At 66.4% G+C, this 23,715-nt stretch carries 26 protein-coding genes; 14 read left to right on the top strand and 12 right to left on the bottom strand.

Features of this window, described 5'->3' with window-relative positions; all coding sequences use genetic code 11:
- Positions 1-460: 460 nt before the first annotated feature.
- The 3 genes from pncB to DK842_RS02050 are packed head-to-tail and all read right to left on the bottom strand — an operon-like array spanning position 461 to position 2,963.
- Positions 461-1,669, bottom strand: coding sequence for a nicotinate phosphoribosyltransferase (gene pncB / locus DK842_RS02060; RefSeq protein ID WP_114059871.1), 1,209 nt, complete (start codon positions 1,667-1,669; stop codon positions 461-463).
- An 11-nt stretch (positions 1,670-1,680) separates the two neighbouring features.
- Positions 1,681-2,385: an SAM-dependent methyltransferase gene (locus DK842_RS02055; protein WP_114059870.1), complete on the bottom strand. Its 705-nt coding sequence runs from the start codon at positions 2,383-2,385 to the stop codon at positions 1,681-1,683.
- Entirely contained in the window at positions 2,382-2,963 is a 582-nt protein-coding gene (locus tag DK842_RS02050; RefSeq protein WP_114059869.1) for a Maf family protein, read from the bottom strand. The genes DK842_RS02055 and DK842_RS02050 overlap by 4 nt, the downstream gene beginning before the upstream one ends.
- A 117-nt stretch (positions 2,964-3,080) precedes the next feature.
- Between DK842_RS02050 and DK842_RS02045 the strand changes: the two genes are divergently transcribed.
- The 11 genes from DK842_RS02045 to DK842_RS01995 all read left to right on the top strand — a co-directional run bounded on the left by DK842_RS02045 (position 3,081) and on the right by DK842_RS01995 (position 13,096).
- Positions 3,081-3,584 (top strand): YceD family protein, encoded by a 504-nt coding sequence (locus tag DK842_RS02045; protein ID WP_114059868.1) that lies wholly within the window; start codon positions 3,081-3,083, stop codon positions 3,582-3,584.
- Between the two features lie 48 nt (positions 3,585-3,632).
- Complete coding sequence (gene rpmF, locus DK842_RS02040) at positions 3,633-3,812, top strand: 50S ribosomal protein L32 (RefSeq protein ID WP_011136965.1); 180 nt, start codon at positions 3,633-3,635, stop codon at positions 3,810-3,812.
- Positions 3,813-3,871: 59 nt separating this feature from the next.
- On the top strand, positions 3,872-4,909 hold the full coding sequence (gene plsX / locus DK842_RS02035) for a phosphate acyltransferase PlsX (protein WP_114059867.1): 1,038 nt from the start codon (positions 3,872-3,874) through the stop codon (positions 4,907-4,909).
- Positions 4,910-4,915: 6 nt separating this feature from the next.
- Positions 4,916-5,875 (top strand): beta-ketoacyl-ACP synthase III, encoded by a 960-nt coding sequence (locus tag DK842_RS02030; RefSeq protein WP_114059866.1) that lies wholly within the window; start codon positions 4,916-4,918, stop codon positions 5,873-5,875.
- Positions 5,876-6,000: 125 nt separating this feature from the next.
- A complete protein-coding gene (gene fabD / locus DK842_RS02025; RefSeq protein WP_114059865.1) occupies positions 6,001-6,930 on the top strand; it encodes an ACP S-malonyltransferase in 930 nt (309 codons plus the stop codon).
- A 91-nt stretch (positions 6,931-7,021) separates the two neighbouring features.
- On the top strand, positions 7,022-7,759 hold the full coding sequence (fabG, locus tag DK842_RS02020) for a 3-oxoacyl-ACP reductase FabG (protein ID WP_114059864.1): 738 nt from the start codon (positions 7,022-7,024) through the stop codon (positions 7,757-7,759).
- Between the two features lie 109 nt (positions 7,760-7,868).
- Positions 7,869-8,108, top strand: a complete 240-nt coding sequence (acpP, locus tag DK842_RS02015) for an acyl carrier protein (RefSeq protein ID WP_043596572.1) — start codon at positions 7,869-7,871, stop codon at positions 8,106-8,108.
- 165 nt (positions 8,109-8,273) lie between these two features.
- On the top strand, positions 8,274-9,515 hold the full coding sequence (gene fabF, locus DK842_RS02010) for a beta-ketoacyl-ACP synthase II (protein ID WP_114059863.1): 1,242 nt from the start codon (positions 8,274-8,276) through the stop codon (positions 9,513-9,515).
- Between the two features lie 136 nt (positions 9,516-9,651).
- The gene (locus tag DK842_RS02005; RefSeq protein ID WP_114059862.1) at positions 9,652-10,944 is read left to right on the top strand and encodes an aminodeoxychorismate synthase component I; all 1,293 of its coding nucleotides are present in this window, start codon (positions 9,652-9,654) and stop codon (positions 10,942-10,944) included.
- Positions 10,944-11,756, top strand: a complete 813-nt coding sequence (gene pabC / locus DK842_RS02000; protein WP_114059861.1) for an aminodeoxychorismate lyase — start codon at positions 10,944-10,946, stop codon at positions 11,754-11,756. Before DK842_RS02005 ends, pabC begins: the two co-directional genes overlap by 1 nt.
- A gap of 158 nt (positions 11,757-11,914) precedes the next feature.
- Positions 11,915-13,096, top strand: coding sequence for a dicarboxylate/amino acid:cation symporter (locus DK842_RS01995; protein ID WP_114063568.1), 1,182 nt, complete (start codon positions 11,915-11,917; stop codon positions 13,094-13,096).
- 156 nt (positions 13,097-13,252) lie between these two features.
- Here DK842_RS01995 and DK842_RS01990 read toward each other — a convergent pair whose 3' ends face one another.
- On the bottom strand, positions 13,253-13,513 hold the full coding sequence (locus tag DK842_RS01990; protein ID WP_114059860.1) for a DUF4936 family protein: 261 nt from the start codon (positions 13,511-13,513) through the stop codon (positions 13,253-13,255).
- An 81-nt stretch (positions 13,514-13,594) separates the two neighbouring features.
- Between DK842_RS01990 and DK842_RS01985 the strand changes: the two genes are divergently transcribed.
- Both DK842_RS01985 and DK842_RS01980 read left to right on the top strand, forming a co-directional pair.
- Positions 13,595-14,485: a prephenate dehydrogenase gene (locus DK842_RS01985; RefSeq protein WP_198414615.1), complete on the top strand. Its 891-nt coding sequence runs from the start codon at positions 13,595-13,597 to the stop codon at positions 14,483-14,485.
- A 3-nt stretch (positions 14,486-14,488) separates the two neighbouring features.
- Entirely contained in the window at positions 14,489-15,229 is a 741-nt protein-coding gene (locus DK842_RS01980; RefSeq protein ID WP_114059859.1) for an SDR family oxidoreductase, read from the top strand.
- 1 nt (position 15,230) lies between these two features.
- Here DK842_RS01980 and DK842_RS01975 read toward each other — a convergent pair whose 3' ends face one another.
- A complete protein-coding gene (locus DK842_RS01975) occupies positions 15,231-16,115 on the bottom strand; it encodes a LysR family transcriptional regulator (protein ID WP_114059858.1) in 885 nt (294 codons plus the stop codon).
- 100 nt (positions 16,116-16,215) lie between these two features.
- Between DK842_RS01975 and DK842_RS01970 the strand changes: the two genes are divergently transcribed.
- Positions 16,216-17,469 (top strand): MFS transporter, encoded by a 1,254-nt coding sequence (locus DK842_RS01970; protein WP_114059857.1) that lies wholly within the window; start codon positions 16,216-16,218, stop codon positions 17,467-17,469.
- Positions 17,470-17,471: 2 nt separating this feature from the next.
- Here the strand turns inward: DK842_RS01970 and DK842_RS01965 are convergent, their stop codons facing one another.
- From DK842_RS01965 to DK842_RS01935, 7 genes are all read right to left on the bottom strand, one after another.
- Positions 17,472-17,873 (bottom strand): 3TM-type holin, encoded by a 402-nt coding sequence (locus tag DK842_RS01965; protein WP_168194800.1) that lies wholly within the window; start codon positions 17,871-17,873, stop codon positions 17,472-17,474.
- Positions 17,873-19,690, bottom strand: a complete 1,818-nt coding sequence (locus DK842_RS01960; protein WP_145963956.1) for a glyceraldehyde 3-phosphate dehydrogenase NAD-binding domain-containing protein — start codon at positions 19,688-19,690, stop codon at positions 17,873-17,875. The genes DK842_RS01965 and DK842_RS01960 overlap by 1 nt, the downstream gene beginning before the upstream one ends.
- A 216-nt stretch (positions 19,691-19,906) precedes the next feature.
- Positions 19,907-20,974, bottom strand: coding sequence for an SLC13 family permease (locus DK842_RS01955; RefSeq protein WP_114059854.1), 1,068 nt, complete (start codon positions 20,972-20,974; stop codon positions 19,907-19,909).
- A 23-nt stretch (positions 20,975-20,997) separates the two neighbouring features.
- Positions 20,998-21,291 carry a hypothetical protein gene (locus DK842_RS01950; RefSeq protein ID WP_114059853.1) on the bottom strand — a complete coding sequence of 98 codons (294 nt, stop codon included), beginning with the start codon at positions 21,289-21,291 and terminating at the stop codon, positions 20,998-21,000.
- Between the two features lie 26 nt (positions 21,292-21,317).
- On the bottom strand, positions 21,318-22,394 hold the full coding sequence (locus tag DK842_RS01945) for a TAXI family TRAP transporter solute-binding subunit (protein ID WP_114059852.1): 1,077 nt from the start codon (positions 22,392-22,394) through the stop codon (positions 21,318-21,320).
- Between the two features lie 16 nt (positions 22,395-22,410).
- Positions 22,411-23,262 (bottom strand): substrate-binding domain-containing protein, encoded by an 852-nt coding sequence (locus DK842_RS01940; protein ID WP_114059851.1) that lies wholly within the window; start codon positions 23,260-23,262, stop codon positions 22,411-22,413.
- Positions 23,259-23,666, bottom strand: a complete 408-nt coding sequence (locus tag DK842_RS01935) for a type 2 periplasmic-binding domain-containing protein (protein WP_114059850.1) — start codon at positions 23,664-23,666, stop codon at positions 23,259-23,261. The genes DK842_RS01940 and DK842_RS01935 overlap by 4 nt, the downstream gene beginning before the upstream one ends.
- Positions 23,667-23,715 lie beyond the last annotated feature (49 nt).

Below are 23,715 nucleotides of genomic sequence, written 5' to 3'. Positions count from 1 at the left end.
GTGAGCGGTCGTCGGTCGCCGTTCGGGTCGACTCGGTTCTGCGGCGGCAGCTGGGCGGGCTGGTCTGGCGCAGGGGGTTATAAACTTCGCGCCCTTGTCGGTTTTTCGCGGGCGTCCAGCGCGGCAGCGCATCCCTCCGGGCGATAAGGTCCGCCGGCGAGCGAATGCCGGCCTGCTCCGGGATGCTCCATGCCGCGGCCTGGCGCATCGCCTCGTGACAACGGGGCTCCCTGCCATTGTCGCGAATCCGCTGGATCAGGCGGGGCGTGGGGCGCGCGAAGGGCGGGCCGCTCAGACGGATTCCGATTTCTGTCTGATTCATTGCATGCCTCTGGCGCGGATATCGATGGCGATCCGCCCGCGTCGGCGCAGGCGCAGGGGCGGATGTTCGTCGATCGAGTAGGCGGCGCGCAGCTGTGTCAAGGGACGGGCGCCGCCCGCGGGCGGGGCGGCGGCAAGCTTATGCGGCGGCGGCCACTTTGAAGACCTGGCGCAAGTAGGCGAGGAAGGTCTCGTCGCTGCACATGATCTTGCCGGGGCTGTCGGATAGCTTGGCCACCGGCTGGCCGTTGCAACTGACCAGTTTCAGCACGATCTGCAGCGGTTCCAGTCCCATATCGTTGGTGAAGTGGGTGCCGATGCCGAAACTCACCTGGATGTGCGGGCTGAAATGGCGCTGCAACTGCAGCGCGCTGTCCACGCTGAGTCCATCGCTGAAGGTCAGCATCTTGGTCGCGGGGTCTATCCGCAGCTTGCGGTAATGGGCGATCGCCTTCTCGCCCCAGATGTAGGGATCGCCGCTGTCGTGGCGCAGGCCGTCGAACAGCTTGGCGAAATAGAGATCGAAATCGGCGAGGAAGGCATCCATGCCGACCACGTCGGTCAGCGCGATGCCCAGGTCGCCGCGGTATTCCTGCACCCACGATTCCAGCGCCGCTTTCTGGAAATCCCGCAGCCGCACGCCCAGCGCCTGGAAGGCCTGGAAAAATTCGTGGGCCATGGTGCCGATCGGCGTGATGCCCAGCTTGCGGGCCAGGTAGACGTTGCTGGTGCCGCGGAACACCTGCGGCAGCGCGTGGTTCAGTCTTTCCACCACATGGGCCTGCCAGTCGCGGCTGAAGCGGCGGCGGGTGCCAAAGTCCGCGATCAGCAGCGGAAAGCGCTGGCCGGCGGCCTCTTCGCGCTGAAAGCGCTCCAGCTCGGCCAGCTTGGCTTCCAGCCGGCGGCGACCCTCTTCGCGCACGGCCTTGCTGTCCAGCGGACGGAAATACAGCTCGTTGACGATGGCTAGCACGAAAATCTCGAAGAACATCGCCTGCACCATCGGGCCCTTGATGCGGATGGCCAGCTGTTCGCCTTCCTCGCTGACGCTGATGAAGCGGCGCTGCAGGTGGAACAGCTCCAGGTAGTCGACGTAGTCGCTCTTGATGAAGCGCAGGCCGCGCAGATAATCCAGCTCGTCCTGGCTGAAGCGCAGCTCGCACAGCAGGTCCAGCTGCGTCTCCAGTTGCTGCTTCAGTTGGGTCAGCGGCGTGTCCGGATGGTTGCGGCAGCGGAATTCGTACTCGCCGTGGGCGGCGGGGAACTGGTGCAGCACCACCTGCAGCATGGTGAACTTGTACAGATCGGTATCCAGCAGCGACCGGATGATGGGCGTGTTCTTGGGCATGGCGGCGCGTCTCAGGCGGCGTGGATCACGAAGATGGCCGGCCGCTTGTGCAGGTCGGGCGGGTTCTGCGGCCAATCCTGCACGCGGTGGCTGACGATGGTTTGGGTCGGCAAGGTCAGATCGCAGGCTACCGCAAGCCGGGTGGACGGCGCCAGCGTTTCGCGCAGCTGCGCCAGCAGCGCGTTGTTGCGGTACGGCGTCTCGATGAACAGCTGGGTTTCGTTGTGCTTGCGCGAACGCTGTTCCAGCTCTTTCACCAGCTTGGATTTTTCCGCCGCGTCCACCGGCAGGTAGCCGTGGAAGGCGAAGCATTGGCCGTTGGCGCCGCTGGCCATCAGCGCCAGCAGGATGGAGGAGGGGCCGATCAGCGGTTCGACGCGGATGCCGTGGCGGTGCGCCAGCGCCACCAGCTGGGCGCCTGGGTCGGCCACTGCCGGGCAGCCGGCCTCGGAGATCAGGCCGACATCATGGCCGGCCTTCAGCGGGGCGAGCAGCGCGGCGACGTCCGCCTCTTTGGTGTGCTCGTTCAGCGTGTTCATGGATAGCTCGCGGATCGGCGTCGTCACGCCCAGCGCTTTCAGATGTTTGCGCGCGGTCTTTTCCGCCTCGACGACGAAATGGCTGATGTGGACGACTTTGGCGCGCTCGCCTTCCGGCAGCCAAGCGACGTTTTCGTCGCCCAGCGGCGCGGGAATCAGAAACAGGGTGCCGCTCATCTCAGCACCTCCACGCCCTCGTTGCCCAGCATGGTGATCAGCTGGAACAGCGGCACGCCGATCAGCGCGTTGGGGTCGTCCGACTCCACTTTTTCCAGCAGCGCGCCGCCCAGGCCTTCGCTTTTGGCGCTGCCGGCGCAGTGCAGCGCATCCGGCTCGCGGGTCAGGTAATTGCGGATTTGGGCCTCAGTCAACTGGCGCAGCGTGACGCGGGTGATGCCTACGCACTCCTGCAGCCGGCCGCTGTGGCTGTTGTGCAACGCCAGCGCGGAGTGGAACACCACAGTGCGGCCGCTCATCCACTTGAGCATTTCCACGCCGTTTTCGAAGTTGCCGGGTTTGCCTATCTGTTTGCCGTCAAGCAGCGCGACTTGGTCCGAGCCTATGATCAGCGCGTTCGGGTGATTGCCGGCCAGCGATCGGGCCTTGGTGCGGGCCAGGCGAACCGCGGTTTCCAGCGCGGTTTCGCCGGGCAGCGGCGTTTCGTCGCAGACGGGCGGCTCGGCGCTGAAGGGCAGGCCCAGGCGGGCGATGATTTCTTGACGATAACGGGAGGTGGAGGCCAGTACGATGTGCATGATTCGAGCCGGTTGGCGGCAGTGCCGGAGGCGCGGCGGGGTCGTCCGCGGCCATGGTTTGGCCTTGCCTTGTTTCTTTTGACAAATCAGGGGAATGGATTGTACCATGCGGAGTTTATGTCTAAACCGATTTTGATCGATCCGCTCAAGTTCGCCCGGGAGGGCCGCTCGCTGTCCGGCAATGCGCCGGTGGCGGAACTCGACGAGCGCATTCGTGGCGACCTCGCAGACGCTTCCGGGGAAGTGTCGTATCAGCTCGACGGTTTTATCGATGAATTGCAGCGCCCCGCGCTGCGCATTCGTCTGACCGCCGCGCTGAACGTCACTTGCCAGCGTTGTCTGGACGGCATGCCGTTCAGCCTGGACACCGACTCGGTGCTCACGCTGTTCGCAAGCCAGGACAAGCTGGAGGAGGCCTGCGAACTGGACGACACGCTGGATGCGATTCTCGCCGAGCCCGAACTCGACGCGATTGCGCTGATCGAAGACGAAATCATTATGGGCTTGCCGCATGCGCCGAAACACGACGAATGCGGCAGGGATACTCTCTCGCTCGCCAAGGCTGACAAGCCCAATCCGTTTGCGGTGCTGGCGGCGCTTAAGAGACCCAAGTCCGAGTAACCCGGATTCGCTATAACCGAATCTACTTGAATTTCTTAGGAGTCGACCATGGCTGTTCAACAGAACAAAAAGTCCCCGTCCAAGCGCGGCATGCATCGTGCACACGATTTTCTGACCGCTCCGGCCCTGGCAGTTGAAGCCAGCACCGGCGAAGCCCACCTGCGCCACCACATCAGCCCGAACGGCTTCTACCGTGGCCGCAAGGTTGTGAAGACCAAGGGCGAGTAATCTCCCTGTCCTCACTTCCTTTCCTTTTTTGGTAGGCACTTTATATACCGCAATCGTTGATGACTATCACCGTCGCGGTTGATGCTATGGGCGGTGACGTTGGCCTCAAGGTTACCGTCCCGGCATCGATCCAATTCCTGCAAGACCACCCCGACACCCATCTGATTCTCGTAGGCGACCAGCCGGCCCTGGAGGCGGAACTGGCCCTGCATGATGGCGCTGTGCGCGGGCGCATCCTCATCCAACATGCTACCCAAGTGGTGGGCATGGACGAGGCGCCCCAGCTCGCCCTCAAGAACAAGAAGGATTCGTCGATGCGGGTGGCGATCAATCTGGTCAAGGAAGGCAAGGCGCAGGCCGCCGTCTCCGCCGGCAACACCGGCGCGTTGATGGCCACCGCCCGCTTCGTCCTCAAGACCATTCCGGGCATCGACCGTCCCGCCATCGCCAAGCTGCTGCCCAACGTCAAGGGCACTTCCTGCGTGCTGGATCTGGGCGCCAATGTCGATTGCACCCCAGAACAACTGTTGCAGTTCGGCATCATGGGTTCCGAACTGATGGCCTGCCTGCAAGGCAGAGCCAATCCTTCCGTCGGCCTGTTGAATATCGGCAGCGAAGATATCAAGGGCAACGACAACATCAAGAAGACTGCCGAGCTGTTGCGCCAGTCGGAGCTGAATTTCTACGGCAACGTGGAAGGCGACGACATCTGCAAGGGCACGACCGATGTGGTAGTCTGCGATGGTTTTACCGGCAATGTGGCGTTGAAGACAGCTGAGGGGCTGGCGCACATGTTCGCCGTCTTCCTGAAGGAAGAGTTCGGCCGCAGCTGGTGGACGCGCGCGTGCGCATTGGCCGCGCTGCCGGTGCTGGGCCTTTTCAAGAAGCGCATCGATCCGCGCCGCTACAACGGGGCCAGCTTGCTGGGCCTGCGCGGCATCGTGGTGAAAAGCCATGGCGGCGCCGATGTCACAGGATTCCGTTACGCGTTGGCGCAGGCATGCGAGGAGGCCGGTTCCGACGTGATTGCACACATCGCCGATCGGGTTGCCAAACAACTAGACAACCTCAAGCAATCCGAGGCGGAAGCGAACTGAAATAATATGGGCTATTCCCGCATTCTCGGCACCGGCAGTTTCTTGCCGTCCCAGGTGCTCACCAATGCGCAATTGGCCGAACGCGTGGAGACCAGCGACGAGTGGATCGTCACTCGCACTGGAATCCGCGCGCGCCACATTGCCGACGACGGGCACAAGACCAGCGATCTGGCGTTGAGAGCGGCGGAGGCCGCCATCGCCAACGCCGGCATCGACAAGCGCGAGATTGATCTGATCATCGTCGCGACCACTACCCCCGACATGGTTTTTCCCAGCACGGCCTGCATCTTGCAAGAGAAGCTGGGCTTGCCCGGCGTGCAGGCTTTTGACGTGCAGGCGGTGTGCGCGGGCTTCGTCTACGCGCTGACCACCGCCAATGCCTACATCAAGAGCGGCTTGGCCAAGAAAGCGCTGGTGGTCGGCGCCGAAATCATGTCGCGCGTGCTGGATTGGGACGACCGCCGCACTTGCGTGCTGTTCGGCGACGGTGCCGGCGCCGTGGTGCTGGGCGAATCCGACGAGCCGGGCATCTTGCATGCCAAGCTGGCGGCCGACGGCCGCTATCAAGGTTTGCTCAATACCCCGGCGCAGATATCCGGCGGCAAGATCCAGGGCATGCCTTATCTGCATATGGATGGTCCGGCGGTGTTCAAGTTTGCCGTCAAATCGTTGTCCGAAATCGCTACCGCGACGCTGGCGGAGGCCGGCATCGACAAGGCGGATCTGGATTGGCTGGTGCCGCACCAGGCCAATCTGCGCATCATCGAGTCCACTGCCAAGCATCTGGGCCTGCCGATGGGCAAGGTTGTCGTCACCCTGCCCGAGCAGGGCAACACTTCGGCTGCCTCCATTCCGCTGGCGCTGGACGCAGCGGTGCGCGATGGCCGCATCCAGCGCGGGCAAACCGTGATGCTGGAGGGCATTGGCGGCGGCTTCGCCTGGGGCGCCGTGCTGCTGACTTTCTGATTGGAATTCCGCAAAGTGGCTTTTTCGCCGCATGATCGCCGATAATGACAACGTTTATTGATCGGCCGCGTGGCGGAAACAGCCGCTTTGCGTCATTCTCTGCGTCGAATTCTGTGGAGTCGACTATGGCTTTTGCTTTTCTTTTTCCGGGTCAGGGCTCGCAAAGCCTGAAAATGATGGATGGCTTCGCCGACCTGCCCGTGGTGCAGCACACTTTCGAAGAGGCGTCCGACACGCTGTCGCTGGATTTGTGGGCGATGCTGCAAGCCGACAGCGCCGATGCGATCAATGCCACTGTCAATACCCAGCCCATCATGCTGGCCGCCGGTTACGCCACGTATCTGGCATGGCAGGAACTGAACGGCAGGCAGCCGTCCATCGTGGCCGGCCATAGCCTGGGCGAATACACCGCGCTGGTGGCTTCGGGCGCGTTGCCGTTCGCCGAGGCGGTGAGGCTGGTGCGCTTGCGCGCCGAGGCGATGCAGGCCGCGGTGCCGGCCGGCGCAGGCGCGATGGCCGCCATCATCAACCTGCCGGATGACGATATCCGCGCGGCCTGCAAGGAAGCCGCCCAGGGCGAGGTGGTGGAGGCCGTCAATTTCAACTCTCCGGGCCAGGTGGTGATCGCCGGCAACAGGGGAGCGGTCGAGCGCGCCATGGAGGCGTGCAAGGCCAAGGGCGCCAAGCGCGCGCTGCCGCTGCCGGTATCCGTGCCCTCGCATTGCTCGCTGATGCGGCCGGCGGCCGAGCGGCTGGCAGAGGCGTTGCGGGACGTGCATCTGAACGCGCCGGCGATCCCGGTGCTGCACAACGCCGACGTGGCCAGCTATGCCGATGCCGGCCAGATCCGCGACGCGCTGACCCGCCAGCTGTACATGCCGGTGCGCTGGACCGAAACCATACAGAAACTGGCCGCCGACGGCGTGGCCATGATGGCGGAGTGCGGCCCGGGCAAGGTGCTGACCGGTCTCGCCAAGCGCATCGACGGCAACGTAAGATGCTTGGCGCTGACTGATCGAGCCGCGCTGGAAGCTGCGCGCGAAGAGCTGGTTTGATGCGATATTCCGGCGCGCCGGCCGGGTTCGGCGCGCCATCGTCCGTTTCGGCTCGAGCCGTGACAGGCGTTGACAATAAGGAGACACATTGATGAGTCTGCAAGGCAAAGTGGCGCTGGTGACCGGCGCCTCGCGCGGCATTGGCGCGGCGATCGCCGACGCGCTGGCCGCCGAGGGCGCCATCGTCATCGGCACCGCCACGTCGGAGTCCGGCGCGGCCGCCATTCATGAGCGCCTGTCCGCCAAGGGCGGCGCGGGCCGCGTGCTGAATGTCACCGAAGACGGCGCGGTCGAGGCGCTGATCGAATCGGTGGAGAAGGAGTTCGGCGCGGTGGCGGTGCTGGTCAACAACGCCGGCATCACTCGCGACGGGCTTTTGATGCGGATGAAGGACGAGGATTGGGACGCCATCATGGATACCAACCTGAAGTCGGTGTTCAAGGCATCCAAGGCCGTGATGCGCGGCATGATGAAGGCCCGCAGCGGCCGCATCATCAACATCGCCTCCGTGGTGGGCGCGATGGGCAACGCCGGCCAAGCGAACTACGCGGCGGCCAAGGCGGGCATCATCGGCTTCACCAAGTCGATGGCGCGCGAGGTCGGCAGCCGCAACATCACCGTCAACTGCGTGGCGCCCGGCTTCATCGATACCGACATGACCCGCGCGCTGCCGGAAGCGCAGCGCGAGGCGCTGGTGGGCCAGATTTCGCTGGGCCGCCTGGGCGACGCCAAGGATATCGCCGATGCCGTGGTATTCCTGGCGTCGGATCGCGCGGCCTATATTACCGGGCAGACGCTGCATGTGAACGGCGGCATGCTGATGCCTTGATTTCGGCTGGTTGGTGCCGGATTGAGATTTAGGTAGGCTGCTCTAATTTTTTTTTGTAGAATACCGGGGTTTTGTGATCCCGAATCAGAAAGGTCAAGGGTTTAAACAAATGGAAAACATCGAAGCGCGCGTCAAGAAGATCGTTGCCGAGCAACTGGGCGTGAACGAAGCCGAAATCAAGGTGGAAAGCTCTTTCGTTGACGATCTGGGCGCCGATTCCCTGGATACCGTTGAGCTGGTGATGGCTCTGGAAGAAGAGTTCGAGTGCGAAATTCCGGACGAAGAGGCCGAGAAGATCACCACCGTTCAGCAAGCCATCGACTACGTGACCGGCCATCTGAACAAGTAATCCCCTTTTTCGGGACCCGGACCTCTGCGCGGTGCTGCTTCGGCTCGCCAGCAGAGGTTCTTTTGTTAAGAAGGTTCCAAACGCGCGTTTGAATCTGGCTTGTGCTTGTCAGACGCGCGTGGTTTCATCGGGAGACTGCCCTCCCATCTATCACGGAGATTCTTCGTGTCCAAACGCAGAGTAGTAATCACCGGCCTGGGCCATGTGTCCCCGGTCGGCAACGACGTCGCCACCGGCTGGGCCAACTTGTTGGCCGGCAAGAGCGGCATCGCCAAGATCACCCGATTCGACGCCAGCGACATGGCTTGCCAGATCGCGGGCGAGGTCAAGGGCTTCAATATCGGCGATTACATCACGCCGAAGGAAGCGCGCCGCAACGACCTGTTCATCCACTACGGCATCGCCGCGGCCCTGCAGGCCGTCGCCGACGCCGGCCTGGACGAGATTCCGGGCCTGGACAAGACCCGCGTCGGCGTCAACATCGGTTCCGGCATCGGCGGCCTGCCGCTGATCGAGGAAACCGGCGTGGCGCTGATGGAGGGCGGTCCGCGCAAGATCGGCCCGTTCTTCATTCCGGGCTCGCTGATCAACCTGATCGCCGGCCAGGTCTCCATCCTGAAGGGTTATCAGGGCCCGAGCTATGGCATCGTGTCCGCGTGCACCACCGGCGCGCACTGCATCGGCGACGCCGCTCGCCTGATCCAGTACGGCGACGCCGACGTCATGGTGGCCGGCGGCGCCGAGGGCGCGGTGTCGCGCCTGGGCATCGGCGGTTTCGCCGCGATGAAGGCGATGTCCACCCGCAATGACGATCCGGAAGCAGCCTCCCGTCCATGGGACAAGGGCCGCGATGGTTTCGTGATGGGCGAGGGCGCCGGCGTGCTGGTGCTGGAAGAGTATGAGCACGCGGTGACGCGCGGCGCCCGGATCTATGCCGAGCTGATCGGCTTCGGCATGAGCTCGGATGCGCACCACATCACCGCGCCGAGTTCCGAGGGCCCGGCCCGCGGCGTGAGCAACGCGCTGCGCGACGCCGGCATCAATGCCGACGCGGTGCAGTACGTGAACGCGCACGGCACGTCCACCCCGCTGGGCGACGCCAACGAAACGACTGCCATCAAGATGGCATTCGGCGACCACGCCAAGAAGCTGGTGGTCAACTCCACCAAGTCGATGACCGGCCACTTGTTGGGCGGCGCCGGCGGCGTGGAGGCGATCTATACCATCCTGGCCATCCATAATCAGGTGTCCCCGCCGACCATCAATCTGGTCGAGCAGGATGTCGAGAGCGGCTGCGATCTGGATTACGTGGCCAACACCGCGCGCGACATGAAGATCGAAGTGGGCATTTCCAACTCCTTCGGCTTCGGCGGCACCAACGGCACCCTGGTGTTCAAGCGCGTCTGATCGCCGCCACAGGCGATTGACAGAGCGAACCGCTGCGTTACACTCGCAGCGGTTTTTCTTTTTTCAGCCGCCGCGCGCAAGGCTGGCCGGCGGCAGTCGCAAATCAGTGCCGGGCCTTGCCGGCCCAGGACTTTGGATGTTCACCCAGAAACTCGACTTCATTCCCGATCTGCTGGCCTTGCATGCGGCGGATCGAGAAAATTTCCCTTACTTGATGCAATCGTCCGGCGACAGCGGCTGGGACTTACTGTTGATGCAGCGCGAGCGCCGCTTGTTCTCCGGCGGAGAAGGCCAGGCTTTCCTGGACGCGCTGCGCGCCTTCCAGCCTCAACCCGTGGCCAACCCCCATCAGCTGCCCTTTGTCGGCGGCTGGTTCGTCTACCTGGCTTACGACTTGTTGTCCGAATTCGAGCCGCATGTGCCGGCGGCGCTGCCGGACAGTTTTCCGCTGGCGGTATGGGCGCGCACGCCGGCCGCGGTGCTGGTGGACCGCGCCCAAAACGAAGCCTGGCTGGTCGGTGAAACCGCCGACGACTGGCATGCGCTGGAGCGGCTGGTGGCGCGCCGGCCGGAATTCGCGGCGAAGCCGGTGGCGTTGGCCAGCCTGGAGGAGGACCCGCCCGAGTGGTATACCGACGCGGTGGGCAAGCTCAAGCGCTACATCTACGAGGGCGACGTGTTCCAGGTGAACATTTCGCGCGGCTGGCGGGCCGAACTGGCGGATGGCGTCGCCGCGCCGGACGTGTTCGCCGCCTTGCGCCGCGCCAACCCGGCGCCGTTTTCCGCGCTGGCCGATTTCGGCGGCGCGCAGATCGTCAGCTCGTCGCCGGAGCGCTTGGTGCGGGTGCGCGACGGCTGGGCGGAGACCCGGCCCATCGCCGGCACCCATCCGCGTTCCAAAGACCCTGCCGAGGATGCCGAACTGAAGAAGCGGCTGATCTCCAGCATCAAGGAGCGCGCCGAGCATGTGATGCTGATCGACCTGGAGCGCAACGACCTGGGCCGCATCAGCCAGCCGGGCACGGTGGAAGTCAACGAATTGATGGCGGTGGCGAGTTACGCTTACGTCCACCATATCGAATCCAATGTCCGCGGCAAGCTGCGAGACGGCGTCGCGCCGGCGGACGTGCTGCGGGCCTTGTTCCCCGGCGGCACCATCACCGGCTGTCCCAAAGTGCGCACCATGCAGATCATCCGCGAGCTGGAAAACAGCGCGCGCCGGGCCTACACCGGAAGCCTGGGTTATCTGAACCGCGACGGCACCATGGACTTCAACATCCTGATCCGAACCTTCATGCAGGAGGGCGGCAAGCTGCGCTTCCGCGCCGGCGGCGGCATCGTCGCCGACTCCGATCCCGAACGCGAGCTGCAGGAAACCCGGCACAAGGCGCGCGGCCTGCTGCGGGCGCTGGGCGTGGAGCAGGCCTGATGGCGATGCTGGTCAACGGCTTGCCGAGCGAGGCGGTATCGGCGCTGGACCGCGGCTTCAACTACGGCGACGGCGTGTTCCGCACCCTGCAGCTGCGCCACGGCCGGCCGTGGATGTGGCGCTGGCAATACGCGCGGCTGGCCGACGACGCCGCGCGGCTGGCGTTGATGCTGCCGGATGAGCAGAAGCTTTTGGACGAGCTGATGGCGCTGGGGCGCGAGCACGCGCTGGCGGTGGGCAAGATCGTGATCACCCGCGGCGTGGGCGCGCGCGGCTACGCGATGGCCGGAGCCGGCGCGCCCACCCGCATCGTGTCCGCCACGCCGTGGGCCGGCTATCCGGCGGAGTACGGCGAGCGGGGCGTGGCCGCGCGCTGGTGCGAGCTGCGCTTGTCCTTGCAACCCAGGCTGGCCGGCGTCAAGCACTTGAACCGGCTGGAGAGCGTGCTGGCGCGCTCCGAGTGGAGTGATGCCGCGCTGCAGGAAGGCCTGCTGCTGGATCAGGATGGCTGGCTGATAGAGGGGACGATGAGCAATGTCTACCTGCTGCGCAACGGCGAGGTTCAGACGCCCTTGCTGGACCGTTGCGGCGTGAACGGCGCGGTTCGGGATTGGTTGACGGATAATGTTTCAAAATTCGGACTTAAATTTTCTAAAATGCGACTCTCTGCCGCAGACTTGATTGACGCTGAAGCGGTGTTTCTCTCCAATAGCCTGATGGGCATCTGGCCGCTGGCTCGCCTGGGCGAGCGGGTCTGGACGCCCCCACCTTTGCTGCAGGCATTGCGGCAAGCCTTACTACAACAAGCCTGAAGCATGGCGCCGGGGACAGTCGGAGCCGTGCTCCGCTTGCCGCCCCGGCTGGCTCATCTTCTTCTTCCGCGTCGATCCGATCGCATCGGAGCGGACGGGCTTTGTCCGGCGTCGTGGCGAGCGCGACAGGCTGCATGACCCGGATATAGAGGTTGCCTGTGAAATTGATTCTGAAACTGCTGGCCGGCATGGCGGCCGGCCTGCTGCTGGGGCTGTACGCGCCCGGGCCGATATTGACGCTGCTGCTGACCTTCAAAGGCCTGTTCGGCCAGTTCATCGGCTTCATGATCCCGCTGATCATCGTGTTCTACATCATGAGCGGCATCGCCGCGCTGGAAACCGGCTCCGGCCGCATGCTGGGCTGGACCGTGGGTCTGGCCTATGCCTCTACCATCCTGTCCGGCGCGCTGGCCTTCACCGCCGCGTCCACCCTGCTGCCGCAGTGGCTGGGCGCCGCGGCGGCCGCGCCGGCCGCCGCCGACAAGATCGCGCCGCTGTTCAAGCTGGAGATCAAGCCGCTGTTCGACGTGATGACGGCGCTGATGCTGGCCTTCGTCTTCGGCCTGGGCATCGCGGCCACCAGCGCGTCTCGCCTGCGCGAGATCGCCGACCAAGGCAAGGATATCGTCGAGAAGGTGCTGGCGCGCGTGCTGGTGCCGCTGCTGCCTCTCTACATCGCCAGCGAGTTCGCCGACATGGCCGCCGCCGGCACCGCTTTCGCCACGCTGAAAACCTTCGGCGTGGTGTTGCTGATGGCCATCGCGCTGCATTGGCTGTGGCTGGCCGTGCTGTACGGCGCCAGCGGCGCGCTGCTGGGCCGCAATCCGCTGTCGCTGCTGCGGGCGATGCTGCCCGCCTATTTCACTGCGCTGGGCACCATGTCGTCCGCCGCCACCATTCCGGTGGCGCTGCGCTCGGCCAGCAATATGAAAGTGGCTCCGCCGGTGGTGAATTTCGTGATGCCGCTGTGCGCCACCATTCACTTGTGCGGTTCCACCATCACCCTGGTCAGCTGCGCCACCGCGGTGATGCTGATGACCCACGGCCTGGACGTGCCGGGCTGGGACGTGATGCTGCCCTTCATCCTGCTGCTGGGCGTGACCATGGTGGCGGCGCCGGGCGCGCCGGGCGGCGGCGTGATGTCGGCGCTGGGCATTCTGTCCAGCGTGCTGGGTTTCCCGGAGGCCAGCCTGGCCTTGATGATCGCGCTGTATCTGGCCCAGGATAGTTTCGGCACCGCCTGCAACGTCGCCGGCGACGGCGTGATCGCGCTGTGGGTGAACCGCTTGGTGGGACGCGAGGCGCAGCCGGAGGGCGAGGCCGCCGCGCAGCGAGTGTGACGGTGATTTGCTAAGCAGAACAAGTGATTTGGGAGAGCGGGCGGCCATGTTTATAGTGTCCGCCTGACCGTTGAACAGCCGTTTGCGGCGAGGTCATCGGTTTCTCTCGTTGATCGTATCTTTGGCCGAGCCGCGCGCCCGGCTTTTTCTTGCCCGCTACAAGGACTGGAACCACTCCTCGCTGGCCGGCAGCGCCAGGCCATGGCGTAGGCGGGCGGCCTGCCAGGCGGCGCGGAAGGCATCGCGGTCGGCGATGCCGGGGTAGACCTCCATCCAGGTGTCGGCGTCGTCGCAGCGGCGCAGCAGTTCTCCGGTCCAGCCGGCGGCGGCCAGCTCGCCCTGCAGCGCGCGCAGCCGGGCCAGCGTGGCATCGCGTTCGGGCGGGGCCTTGAAATAACAGTACAGCGTCGCGGTCATGCGTTTCTCCAGACTGGCCATGGCGGCAAAATTGTTTATGATAGACCTTCGCGCCGCCCATGTGGCGGCTGGACAAGGGGGATGCAGGTGCAGCAGCAGATAGACACCCTGGTGGTGGCGGGCGTCGGCCTGATCGGGGGCTCGTTCGCATTGGCGCTCAAGCGCGCCGGCAGGGTGAAGACCGTGATCGGCGTCGGCCGCACGCTGGCCAATCTGGAAAAGGCGCTGGCGCTGGGCGTGGCGGACGAGATCAGCCAGGACATCGGCGCAGTCGCCCATCGCGCCGACATGGTGCTGCTGGCGTCGCCGGTGGGACAGATGGGCGCGCTGATGGCGGCGCTGGCGCCGGGCCTGAGGCCGGGGGCGGTGGTCACCGACGGCGGCAGCACCAAGAGCGACGTGGCCGCGCTGTATCGCGCGCACCTGCCGGATCACCTGCCGTGGTGCGTGCCGGCTCACCCGATCGCCGGCTCCGACATGTCGGGCGCGGTGGCCGCCCAATATGGTCTGTACGAAAACCGCCGCGTGGTGTTGACGCCTCTGGCGGACACCGCGCCCGAGGCGGCGGAGACGGTAGCAGAGCTGTGGCGCGCCTGCGGCGCGGAAATCCACTGCATGGAAGCCGCCGAGCACGACGCGGTGTTCGCCAGCGTCAGCCACCTGCCGCATCTGCTGGCTTTTTCCTACGTGGACCGGGTGGCGGCCAAGGCCAATGCCGAGCGCTGCTTCGATTTCGCCGCCACCGGCTTCCGCGATTTCACCCGCATCGCCGGCAGCCACCCCGAGATGTGGACCGACATCAGCCTGGCCAACCGCGACGCGCTGCTGGCCGAGCTGGCCGACTACCAGGCAGGCCTGAGCCGGCTGGCGGCTTTGCTGGAGGCGGGCGACGCCGAAGGCCTGAACCGGTTGTTCGGCGAGGCGCGCGCCGCGCGCACGCGCTGGCATCAGCAATTCTTGCGCAGGGGATAGCAAATGAGCGGAAGAGTCGTTCTGGTCACCGGCGGCACGCGCGGCATCGGCGCGGCGACGACGCGGCTCCTGGTGGCGCAAGGCTGGCGGGTGGCGGCCAATTACCGCGCCGACGAAGCCAGCGCTTTAGCCTTGAAGGCGGAGCTGGGCGACGCCATCGAGCTGTTCCGCGCCGACGTGTCGGAAGAGAAGGCCATTGTCCGCCTGTTCGATGATGCGCTCTGCCATTACGGCCGCCTGGACGGGCTGGTCAACAATGCCGGCGTCACCGCGCCGCTGGGCCGGCTGGAGGATTACCGCGCCGAGCGGGTGGAGCGGGTGCTGCGCGTCAATGTGTTGGGGCCGATATTGTGTTGCCGCGAGGCGGTGCGGCGCATGTCCACCCGCCGCGGCGGCGACGGCGGCGCCATCGTCAATGTGTCGTCCGCCGCGTCGCGGCTGGGCTCCGCCGGCGAATACATCGATTACGCCGCCAGCAAGGGCGCGATCGACACGCTGACCTTGGGCCTGGCGCGCGAGGTGGCGGCCGAGGGCATCCGCGTCAACGCGGTGCGGCCGGGATTGATCGCCACCGGCATCCACGCGTCCAGCGGCGAGCCGGGGCGCGCGGCGAGAATGGCGCCGTCGGTGCCGCTGCTGCGCGCCGGCCAGCCGGAGGAAGCGGCGCAGGCCATCGTCTGGCTGCTGTCCGACGCCGCCTCGTTCTGCACCGGCAGCCTGCTGGACGTGTCCGGCGGGCGCTAGCTCAGTCTCCCTCTACGCCGGCCAGGAAGTTGGCCACCAGCGGCGAGTCGTCGTCGCGGCGGACGGCGATGCCCATCGACAGATAGGCGGCTTCGTCCGACAGCGGCACGTAGCGCACCGCCGGTATCCGCACGCTTTCCAGCGGGGAGGGCAGGATGGCGATGCCGACGCCGGCGGCCACCAGGCCGATCTGGGTGATCGCCTCGCCCGCTTCCTGCACTAGTCTCAATTCCACGCCGTTTTCCCGCGCCAGCAGGCGCACCACGTCGCTCAGGCCGGAGCCGGAGTCGCGCGGGTAGCCGATCAGCGGCTCGCCGGCCAGGCGTGCCAGCGGCACGCTGTCCGCGCTTGCCAGAGGGTGGCCGCTGGGCACCACCGCCAGCAGCCGGTCGCGGTGCAGCTCTTCCACCCGGATTTGCGGGCTGGGCGCGGGGCCGTTGAAACGGACGAATCCCAGGTCCAGCTGGCGGCGCTCCAGCGCGTCGAACTGGCTGGCGGTGAACCGTTCGCTCAGCGTCAGCCGGACGTCGGGGTAGGCCTGGCGATAGCGTTGCAGGCTGTGGTGCAGGATGGGCGTCAGCGGCAATGACGAGGTGAAGCCTATGCGCAACTCGCCGGTTTCTCCCTGGGCAGCCCGGCGCACCGCAGAGGCGGCGGCGGCGCTGTCGGCCAGAATCTGTCGGGCCCGCGGCAGCAGCTGCAGGCCGGCGGCGGTCAGCTCCACCTTGCGTTGGTGGCGGCGGAACAGCGGCGCGCCCAGTTCCGCCTCCAGCGCCTGAATCTGCTGGCTCAGCGGCGGCTGGCCGATGTGCAGCCGCTCGGCGGCGCGGGTGAAGTGCAGCTCCTCGGCCACGGCGAGGAAGTAACGCAGATGGCGCAGTTCCATATTGATACTTTTTAAGTATTAATCTTGCGTGAAATATATATTGGACTGTGATTTTACCCAAGCCTAAGCTGACGGTGTCGTTGAATGCGAGATTGTCATCGTGCCTACTTTCCCCCCCGCCGCCGCGCTGAGAGACGCCGCGCTCGCCACCGAGCCGCCCGCCGGCAAGCTTCACGCCGGCACCCCGGCTTTCCGCGCCACCGCTCGCGCGATGTTCATCGGCGGTTTCTGCACTTTCGCCATGGTTTACGGCACTCAGCCCTTGATGCCCTTGTTCGCGCACGATTTTTCGCTGACGCCGGCCGCGGCCAGCGGCGTGGTGTCGATGTCCACCGGCGCGCTGGCGCTGGCGCTGATTCCGGCCAGTCTGCTGGCCGACCGCTTCGGCCGCCGCGCGTTGATGAATCTGGCGCTGGCGCTGGGCGCGGTGTTGATGCTGCTGTCCGCCTTTGTCGCCGGCTTCGGAGCCTTTCTGCAGTTGCGGGCCGCCTTCGGCCTGGTGATGGCCGGGCTGCCGGCGGTGGCGATGGCTTACCTGAGCGAGGAGGTGGACGCCAAATCGCTGGGCCATTCGATGGGGCTCTACATCGCCGGCAACGCGTTGGGCGGCATGTGCGGACGGCTGCTGGGCGCGGTGCTGGCCGACCACTTCGGTTGGCGCGGCGCGGTGCTGGCCTTGGCGCTGCTGGGCTGCGTCGGCGCCTGGCAGTTCTGGCGCTGGCTGCCGGCTTCGCGCCACTTCCAGCCGCGCCGCCACGACTTCGCCCGCATGGGGCGCGAGCTGCGCGGCATGCTGCGCGACGGCGGCCTGCCTTGGCTGTTTCTCACCGCCTTCCTGTTGATGGGCTGCTTCGTCAGCTTGTACAACTATCTGGGCTTCCGTTTGCTGGCTGCGCCGTTCCATCTGAGCCAGAGCGCGCTGGCGCTGGTGTTCTCGCTGTACGTGGTGGGCATCTGGTCGTCCGCCTGGGTGGGGCGGCTGGCCGATGGCCTGGGCCGGCGCAACGTGTTGTGGCTGATGGTGGCGATGATGTTGGCCGGATTGGCGCTGACGCTGGGCGACACCTTGTGGCTGCTGATGCCGGGCGTGGCGCTGTATACCTTCGGTTTCTTCGCCGCCCACTCTGTGGCCAGCAGTTGGGTGGGTTTGCGCGCCCGCGAGGGCCGGGCGCTGGCATCGGCGCTGTATCTCGCCGCCTATTACCTGGGCTCCAGCGTGTTCGGCACGATGTCCGGCCTGATGTGGGGACGGGGCGGCTGGCATGGCGTGGCTACGGTGCTGGCGCTGGCCTTGCTGGCCTTGCTGGGAATCGGCCTGTGGCTGAGGCGGCTGCAGCCCTTGCCGCCGGCTTGAACTCAGCGCCTGACCTTTTCTATGGTGCGGTAGACGCCCAGCCCCAGTATGCCGAACAGCAGCGTCATCAGGGTGTCCACCTCCAGCGACGGGAAGTTGCCCAGCGCCAGGCCGTTGAGCAAGGGGCGCAGCAGGAACTGGTAGCTGAGGCCTACGCCGCAGACCCAGCCGCAGTAAGGCCGCCAGCCAGATTTGAACAGGCTGTCGCTGAGCGCGTCCTGCCGGCTCAGGTCGGCCATCTGGGATTGCGGCGCCAGTTGCGGCTCCAGCGTCTGCAATTCCCCAGCCTGCAGCACCTGCAGCAGCTCGGCCTGGATTTCGCCACGCTTGGCCGGATCGTTCCAGGCCCGGTCGGCCAGGCGGCCGAGCAGATCCAGCAGCGCCGCTGTTTGTTGGGCATCCATCAGCCTGCGTGCGCTATCATCGCCGCCAGGTCCAGCACTCTGGAGGCGTAGCCCCATTCATTGTCGTACCAATAGACCAGCCGCGCGCGCCGCTCGCGTTGCACCGCGGTCCAGCGCTGGTCGACGATCAGCGAGTGCTCGCTGCCGCGGAAATCGCTGGAAACCAGCGGCTCGCCGATATTGCGCAGGACCGGCCAGGCCTGCCGCTGCTCGCTTTGGCGCAACAGCGCCGACAGCTCATGGGCGCAGGCGGGGCGTTCCAGCTCTACGTCCAGCACCGCTGAGCAGACGCTGGGAGTGGGCACGCGGTAGGAGAAGGCCTGCAGCTTGCGGGCAAGGCCGGGCAGCGCGATGTCCGCGGCCTGCACCACGCTGGTCGGTTTGGGAATCAGGTTGCCGGCGGCGGCGCGACCCAGAGAGAAGTGGCTGCCGATGGCGTCGGAGTCGGTTCCCACCGCGGCCCCGTCCAGCAGGCGCTGCTGCCCCAGCCAGGGATGCAGGGTGGTGACGAAGCCGCCGACTATGCCGTATTCGCGCTCCAGCAGCGCGGCCAGCGGCGCCAGCGCCACGGTGTCGCAGATGCTGGAGGACAACCGCCGCTGGGCGCGGGCATCGAAATCCCGCTCATTGACGCCGAAGATCACGGTGCGGACGCCGGGGTGGGCAACGGCGTGGGTGGTGATGGTCCAGCCTGGGAAGTCGTTCCAGGTTGCCATGCGGGCGGGATGCCTGGCGTCGCCGGAGGCGTCTATCACCACGTCCACGCCGTGTTCCCGCCATGGAGCGGCGGTGACGTCGGCGCAACGGGTCAGCGGGATGGCTTGTCCCTCCACGCTCAGGCTGCCGCGGCCGAAGCCCACTCGCTCCGGCAGCGTGCCGTAGAGGGTGTCGTACTTGAGCAAGTAGGCGAGATTGGCCGCGTCCTCGTTCACCTCGTTGATCATCGCCAGCTCGAATTGGCGGCGCAGCCGGTTGAGGCGGAACAGGGCGCGTCCGATCCGGCCCAGGCCGTTCAGGCCGATACGCAATGGTTTCATGCTGTCTCCTTCTGCCGTCTGGGGCGGCTCAATCGAATTGAAGGTCCTTGGCCCGGGCGAAGGCCTCGTAGATGAAGGGGATGTCGAAGCCGCGCCGGCGCAGCGCGGCGCGGCGCGGCGCGTGGAAATCATCGACTCCTTGCCGCTGACGATGGGCAACTGGCGGATGGGCACGCCCTGGGTCAGCGCGTAGGCCATGCGCGCGGCTTCCCAGCCCTGCTCGTAGCCGGCGGTGGCCACGCCCATCATCGCGCCGTCCTGGGTGGCGGCGGTGGTCAGCCCCAGCACCGGAATCTTGGCATTGCGCTCGGTCCAGGCCATCACCTCGGCGGGCGGGACGAAAGCCTTGCCGCCGAAGTCGCGCCGCAGCTGGCGGTAGTCGCTGACCAGGATGAAGTCGGCGACGGCGGGCGCGCGCAGCACCAACAGCTTCCATTCCTCGAAGGTGGCGGCGGCGACTGGAGCGGACCAGCGGATATGGCGCCAGCGGCGCTGGTAGTCCTGGTATTCGAACAGGCCGGCCGCGAAATCAAAGGACTGGTCGCCTATCAGCAGGGCCCGCGGCTTGCCGGCGCCGTTCATCTGCCGCCACAGCATCTCCAGGGTGTCGTCCACCGCCTGCAGCGGCTTGCGCTCCAGCACGCCGGTGACGTTGCCGGCCTGATCGTAGCCGTAGGCGCCGGGACGGTTGTTGACGCCGGCGAAAACGATTTTCATGCGAGGGTGGTTGAGATAGCGGGCGCCGACAAGGCGCTGGGCGATGTCGTCGACCAAGATCACGACGTCCGGTTTCCAGCGCTGGATCACATCGATTGCGCCGGTCCGGATGCTTGTCGAACAGGCGATGCAGCCCCTCGTTCTCCTCCTTGACCCAGCTGTACTCCGGATCGTAGCTGTGGATGACCAGGATGCGCGGGCTGTGCAGCTTGTGGATGACGACCAGGGCGGAGAATCCCAGCGCGAAAGCGAGTTTGGCGGCGGCGAGCAGTGGCTTGATCATAGGATATTCCGCAGCGACCAGAAGGGAAGGGAGGCGAAGATGGCCAGCGCGCGCGCCAGCGTCATCGCCAGGTTGTAGCGCAGCAGCCGCGCGCGGTCGAACGCGCCGTCTGGGTGCTGGCTTTCCAGGTACAGTTGGTATGGAGACTGGTAGGCGAACTGGTAGGCCTCGCACATGGTCAGCACCGCGTAGCCGATCAGCCATTGCGATACGCCGGCGGCGGCGGCCAACGGCAGCAGCAAGGTGAGCAGCAGCACTTCTGCTACCAGCTCCGGCAGCGCCAGCCGGATCAGAACGATGGCCGCGCACAGCAGCGCGAGGAAAGCGGGCAGCGAGGCTTTCATGAACGCGCCGACCCAGGCCAGCGAGGCTGCGATCTGCCGGTCTATGCCGGTCTGGTGCATGATGGGCGCCCAGGCGATGATGGAGCCGATGAAAATCAGCACCGACCAGTCCACGCGCTGGTTCAGGTCTTCGCGCCGCAGCGCGCCGAACAGCAGCAGCACCACCAGAATGGCCAGCGACAGCCAGGGCACATCCACCTGGTGATAGGGCTGGCTGAGCGTGCCCAGCAGGATCAGCGCGATGGCGGCCAGCGCGCCCCTTTCCTTCCGGCTGAGCGGGCCCAGGGCTTCGGCTTGCAGCCGCAGCAGGCGGTCGCCCGCGGCCGGCGCTTCGGTTGCGGGAAACAGCAGCCGCATCGCCAGCCAGTGGGCCAGCAGCAGCAGCGCGCCGGAGAAGGACGCCGCGCACAGCCAGGGCAGCCAGTCGAAGGCGAACTGGGTCTGGCTGTCGAACAGGCCGAACACCACCAAGTTGGCCGGCTTGCCGGTGAGGAACACCGCGGCGGCCAGGCTGATGCCGGCAATGGCGCTGGCGAACAGGGCGGCGCCTTCGCGCGGACGCCTGCCGTCCTGCTCCAGCAAGGTGCCGAGGAAGGGCGAGACGATGGCGCCGCGCGCCAGCTGGGACGGCATCACCGGCGTCAGCGCCAGGCCATAGAGCAGCAGGCAGGCGCGCCGCCAGTCCTGTCCGGCGGGGGCGGAGCGCAGCGCCCGCCGCAAGCCGGGATGGCGCTCGGCCAGTTCTAGCAGCGGCGCCAGCGGCAGCGCGTACAGCGTGGCCTCCCCATCCGCCCAGGCGTCGCCGCGCCGCCGGGCTTCTCCCAGCGCGGCCTCGCCGCCGATGAAGCCTTGTCGCCGCCGCCATTCCTTAGGTAGGTGTGGCTGGCCGTTTGCTCGTCGGCGAACAGCACCTGGTCCGGCTCCAGTCGCAGCAGGCGCAGCTGGCCGGCCAGCCGCGCGCGTTCTTCCGGAGGCAGCGCCTGCAGCGCCGGGTGCCGCCAGAATTCTTCCAGCTCTTTGTCATCGGGTTCCCGCATGTCAAGTGCCTGCTCAGGTGGAAAATTCATTTGCCCAATTGGACCGGTTCGCCGCGAAACCAGCGCCGGGCCACCAGCAACGCCGACAGCAGCGAAACCAGGAAGCCGCCCAGCGACTTGGCCTTGTCGAAGTTCTCGCGGGAGATCAGCGGTGTGTTCCGCTCCAGAAAGGATTGGGCGCCGTTCGCCAGCGGAAAGCCGGAAGGACGCGTCAACTGTGTCTCGTCCAGCCTCATCTGCAGCCGCGCGGCCATCGAAGGGCTGTACAGGGCTTGCAGCAGCTGGTATCCGGCCCGGGCGTCCACTTGGTCGCTGGCCAGCAGGTGCAGGCTGGTGCCGACGCTGCGCAGTGATTGCGCCGGCGCGTCCGGGCCGTATAGCGAAGCGGGGATGTCCGCGGCCGCCGCCCAATCCAGCCGGCTGGGCGGCGTGGCCGGGAAGGGCAGGGCGATCAGGTGGTAATCCCGTTGGCGGATCAGAAAGTCGGCCAGCATGGACGGCGGGTAGGAGGCGTTGACGACGGCGTCCGGCAATTTGTCGGCCGGCAGCGCCATCAGCGTTTCCTGAGGCAGGTCGCTCGCCAGATAGTCCCGATCGGTGCGCAGGCCGGCGAAGTCCAGCAGTTGGCGCGCGTTGTCGCTGGATTGGCCGCTTTGTCCACCCAGGTCTACCCGTTTGCCTTTCAGCTCCGCCAGTTGGGCGATGCCGGGGCGAACCAGAACGTGGACCAATTCCGGCGGCATGGCGCTCAATTGGCGCACATGGGGATAATGGCCGGTGAGGCCGCCCTGGACGAAGGCCAGGTCGATCTCGCTGCGGTTCAACCGCTCCAGCGTTTGCTCGGCGTCGCGGGCGGGGAGAATCTCCAGGGTCAGGTCGCGGACGGCGGCCTCCTCTTGCAGCATGCGCGCCAGGAACTGGCGATTGCTGACCACTTCCCCGCCGGCGATGCGAAGCGTGGCGCGGCGCGGCAGCGTATCCAGCAGGAAGGCCAGCGAAGCGGCGGCCAACGCCGCCAGCAGGCCGGCGGCGAGGAGCCGGCGCCGCTGGAGCGGCAGGCGGTTGATCAGTTGATTGGCGATGTCGGCGAGTTCTTGGGCCATGTCGCGTGTCCGGCGGCTAGTAGACGGCTATCAGCTGATGCCGCTCTATCGCCTCTTGGGCAGGCGGCGTTTTCAGCCAGTCGAGCAGCGGCCGGACGCGGCCGGCGGCGTCGTCCTGATAGGCCAGGTAGAGGTCCTGAACGTAGGGGTAACGGCCGGACAGGATGGTGGCGCGGGAGAACGCCACGCCGTCAATCGCCAGCAGCGCCACCCGTTTGTCCAGTTCCGTTTTCTGCATGGACAGGTATCCCAGCGCCAGCGGATCGCTTTCCACCGTCGCCAGCATCCGCGCCGCGCTGTCCAGCGGTTCGGCCAGGCCGCTGAATTCATGGTGCTCCAGCACGACTTCCTCGACGAACTGCCGGGCGGACGAGGGTTCGGTTCGAGTCAACAGGCGTATCGGCGCATCGGGACCGCCCAGCGCCCGCCAATTGCGGATGTCGCCAGTCAGGGCTTCGCGCAATTGCCGCCGCGCCAGCGCGCGCAGCGGCGAGGCGCGATTGACGATGAAGGCGATGCTGTTGCGCGCCAGCAGGTGGTAGTGGAGGTCCGCTTCGTCCTGCCAGTCCGGCAGGCGCTGGCTGACGGCGGCGAGATCGATCACGCCGCGCCGCGCTGCGATCAGGCTGGCGACGGAGCCGCCGCCCTCCACCAGCAGTTTGCCGCGGCCGGCTTCGTAGGCGGCGCCGAGTTCGGCGAGCAGGGATTGAAGCTGGCTGGCGCCGGCCAGCGTCAGCGCGGGCGCCATCGGCGTACGCCACCAAGGCGAGCTGGCGAGCGCCAGCAGGGCCAATGCCGCCGGCAGCGGCAGCAGCCGCCACTTCAGGGGCGCCGCGGCGAAGCGATGCCAGAGGCGGGCTAGGCTCATGGCCGGTCTCCGGCGCGCAGGCGGCTTTGCAGATAGCGGAGAAAGGAGGCTCCGGCGGGTGTCGGCGGTTGCGGGGTCAGCAACAGCAAGGGAATGCGCAACGGATAGCGGCCGCTGGCCACCAGGGCCGGATCGGCCCGCAGGCCCGACAGCGTCAACGGTTTGAGCCCCGGCGCCAGCTCCGCCGCCCAGTCGCCGCCTATCAGCGCGCTATGAGGCGCAAAACGGCCGAGCGGGCCCAGTACCGCTTCGCGCCAGGCCTGGCCGCCGGAGGGCGGGCCCACCAGCGGCGTCACCGGTCCAGGCGGCGCGCCCAGTTCTTTCCAGTCGACGATGGCGCTGGTGAAGACGGCGCGAAGCCGCAGCGGATCGATATCGCTTATCGGATTGTCCGGGGAGACCACCGGCAGCAGGGCCTGGTAGCCGGCGACGATCTGCGCCAGCTTGACGCCG

Origin of the sequence: Chromobacterium phragmitis (assembly GCF_003325475.1) — a bacterium.
GTDB lineage: Bacteria > Pseudomonadota > Gammaproteobacteria > Burkholderiales > Chromobacteriaceae > Chromobacterium > Chromobacterium phragmitis.
The sequence above is the reverse complement of the archived record's forward strand: the minus strand, read 5'-3'. Positions and strand labels throughout refer to the sequence as shown.

Coding starts and splice junctions, on each gene's coding strand:
- pncB (WP_114059871.1), bottom strand. CDS start 1,669: ATGCCCAAGAACACGCCCATCATCCGGTCGCTGCTGGATACCGATCTG.
- DK842_RS02055 (WP_114059870.1), bottom strand. CDS start 2,385: ATGAGCGGCACCCTGTTTCTGATTCCCGCGCCGCTGGGCGACGAAAAC.
- DK842_RS02050 (WP_114059869.1), bottom strand. CDS start 2,963: ATGCACATCGTACTGGCCTCCACCTCCCGTTATCGTCAAGAAATCATC.
- DK842_RS02045 (WP_114059868.1), top strand. CDS start 3,081: ATGTCTAAACCGATTTTGATCGATCCGCTCAAGTTCGCCCGGGAGGGC.
- rpmF (WP_011136965.1), top strand. CDS start 3,633: ATGGCTGTTCAACAGAACAAAAAGTCCCCGTCCAAGCGCGGCATGCAT.
- plsX (WP_114059867.1), top strand. CDS start 3,872: ATGACTATCACCGTCGCGGTTGATGCTATGGGCGGTGACGTTGGCCTC.
- DK842_RS02030 (WP_114059866.1), top strand. CDS start 4,916: ATGGGCTATTCCCGCATTCTCGGCACCGGCAGTTTCTTGCCGTCCCAG.
- fabD (WP_114059865.1), top strand. CDS start 6,001: ATGGCTTTTGCTTTTCTTTTTCCGGGTCAGGGCTCGCAAAGCCTGAAA.
- fabG (WP_114059864.1), top strand. CDS start 7,022: ATGAGTCTGCAAGGCAAAGTGGCGCTGGTGACCGGCGCCTCGCGCGGC.
- acpP (WP_043596572.1), top strand. CDS start 7,869: ATGGAAAACATCGAAGCGCGCGTCAAGAAGATCGTTGCCGAGCAACTG.
- DK842_RS02005 (WP_114059862.1), top strand. CDS start 9,652: ATGTTCACCCAGAAACTCGACTTCATTCCCGATCTGCTGGCCTTGCAT.
- pabC (WP_114059861.1), top strand. CDS start 10,944: ATGGCGATGCTGGTCAACGGCTTGCCGAGCGAGGCGGTATCGGCGCTG.
- DK842_RS01990 (WP_114059860.1), bottom strand. CDS start 13,513: ATGACCGCGACGCTGTACTGTTATTTCAAGGCCCCGCCCGAACGCGAT.
- DK842_RS01985 (WP_198414615.1), top strand. CDS start 13,595: ATGCAGGTGCAGCAGCAGATAGACACCCTGGTGGTGGCGGGCGTCGGC.
- DK842_RS01980 (WP_114059859.1), top strand. CDS start 14,489: ATGAGCGGAAGAGTCGTTCTGGTCACCGGCGGCACGCGCGGCATCGGC.
- DK842_RS01975 (WP_114059858.1), bottom strand. CDS start 16,115: ATGGAACTGCGCCATCTGCGTTACTTCCTCGCCGTGGCCGAGGAGCTG.
- DK842_RS01965 (WP_168194800.1), bottom strand. CDS start 17,873: ATGGATGCCCAACAAACAGCGGCGCTGCTGGATCTGCTCGGCCGCCTG.
- DK842_RS01950 (WP_114059853.1), bottom strand. CDS start 21,291: ATGCGGGAACCCGATGACAAAGAGCTGGAAGAATTCTGGCGGCACCCG.
- DK842_RS01945 (WP_114059852.1), bottom strand. CDS start 22,394: ATGGCCCAAGAACTCGCCGACATCGCCAATCAACTGATCAACCGCCTG.
- DK842_RS01940 (WP_114059851.1), bottom strand. CDS start 23,262: ATGAGCCTAGCCCGCCTCTGGCATCGCTTCGCCGCGGCGCCCCTGAAG.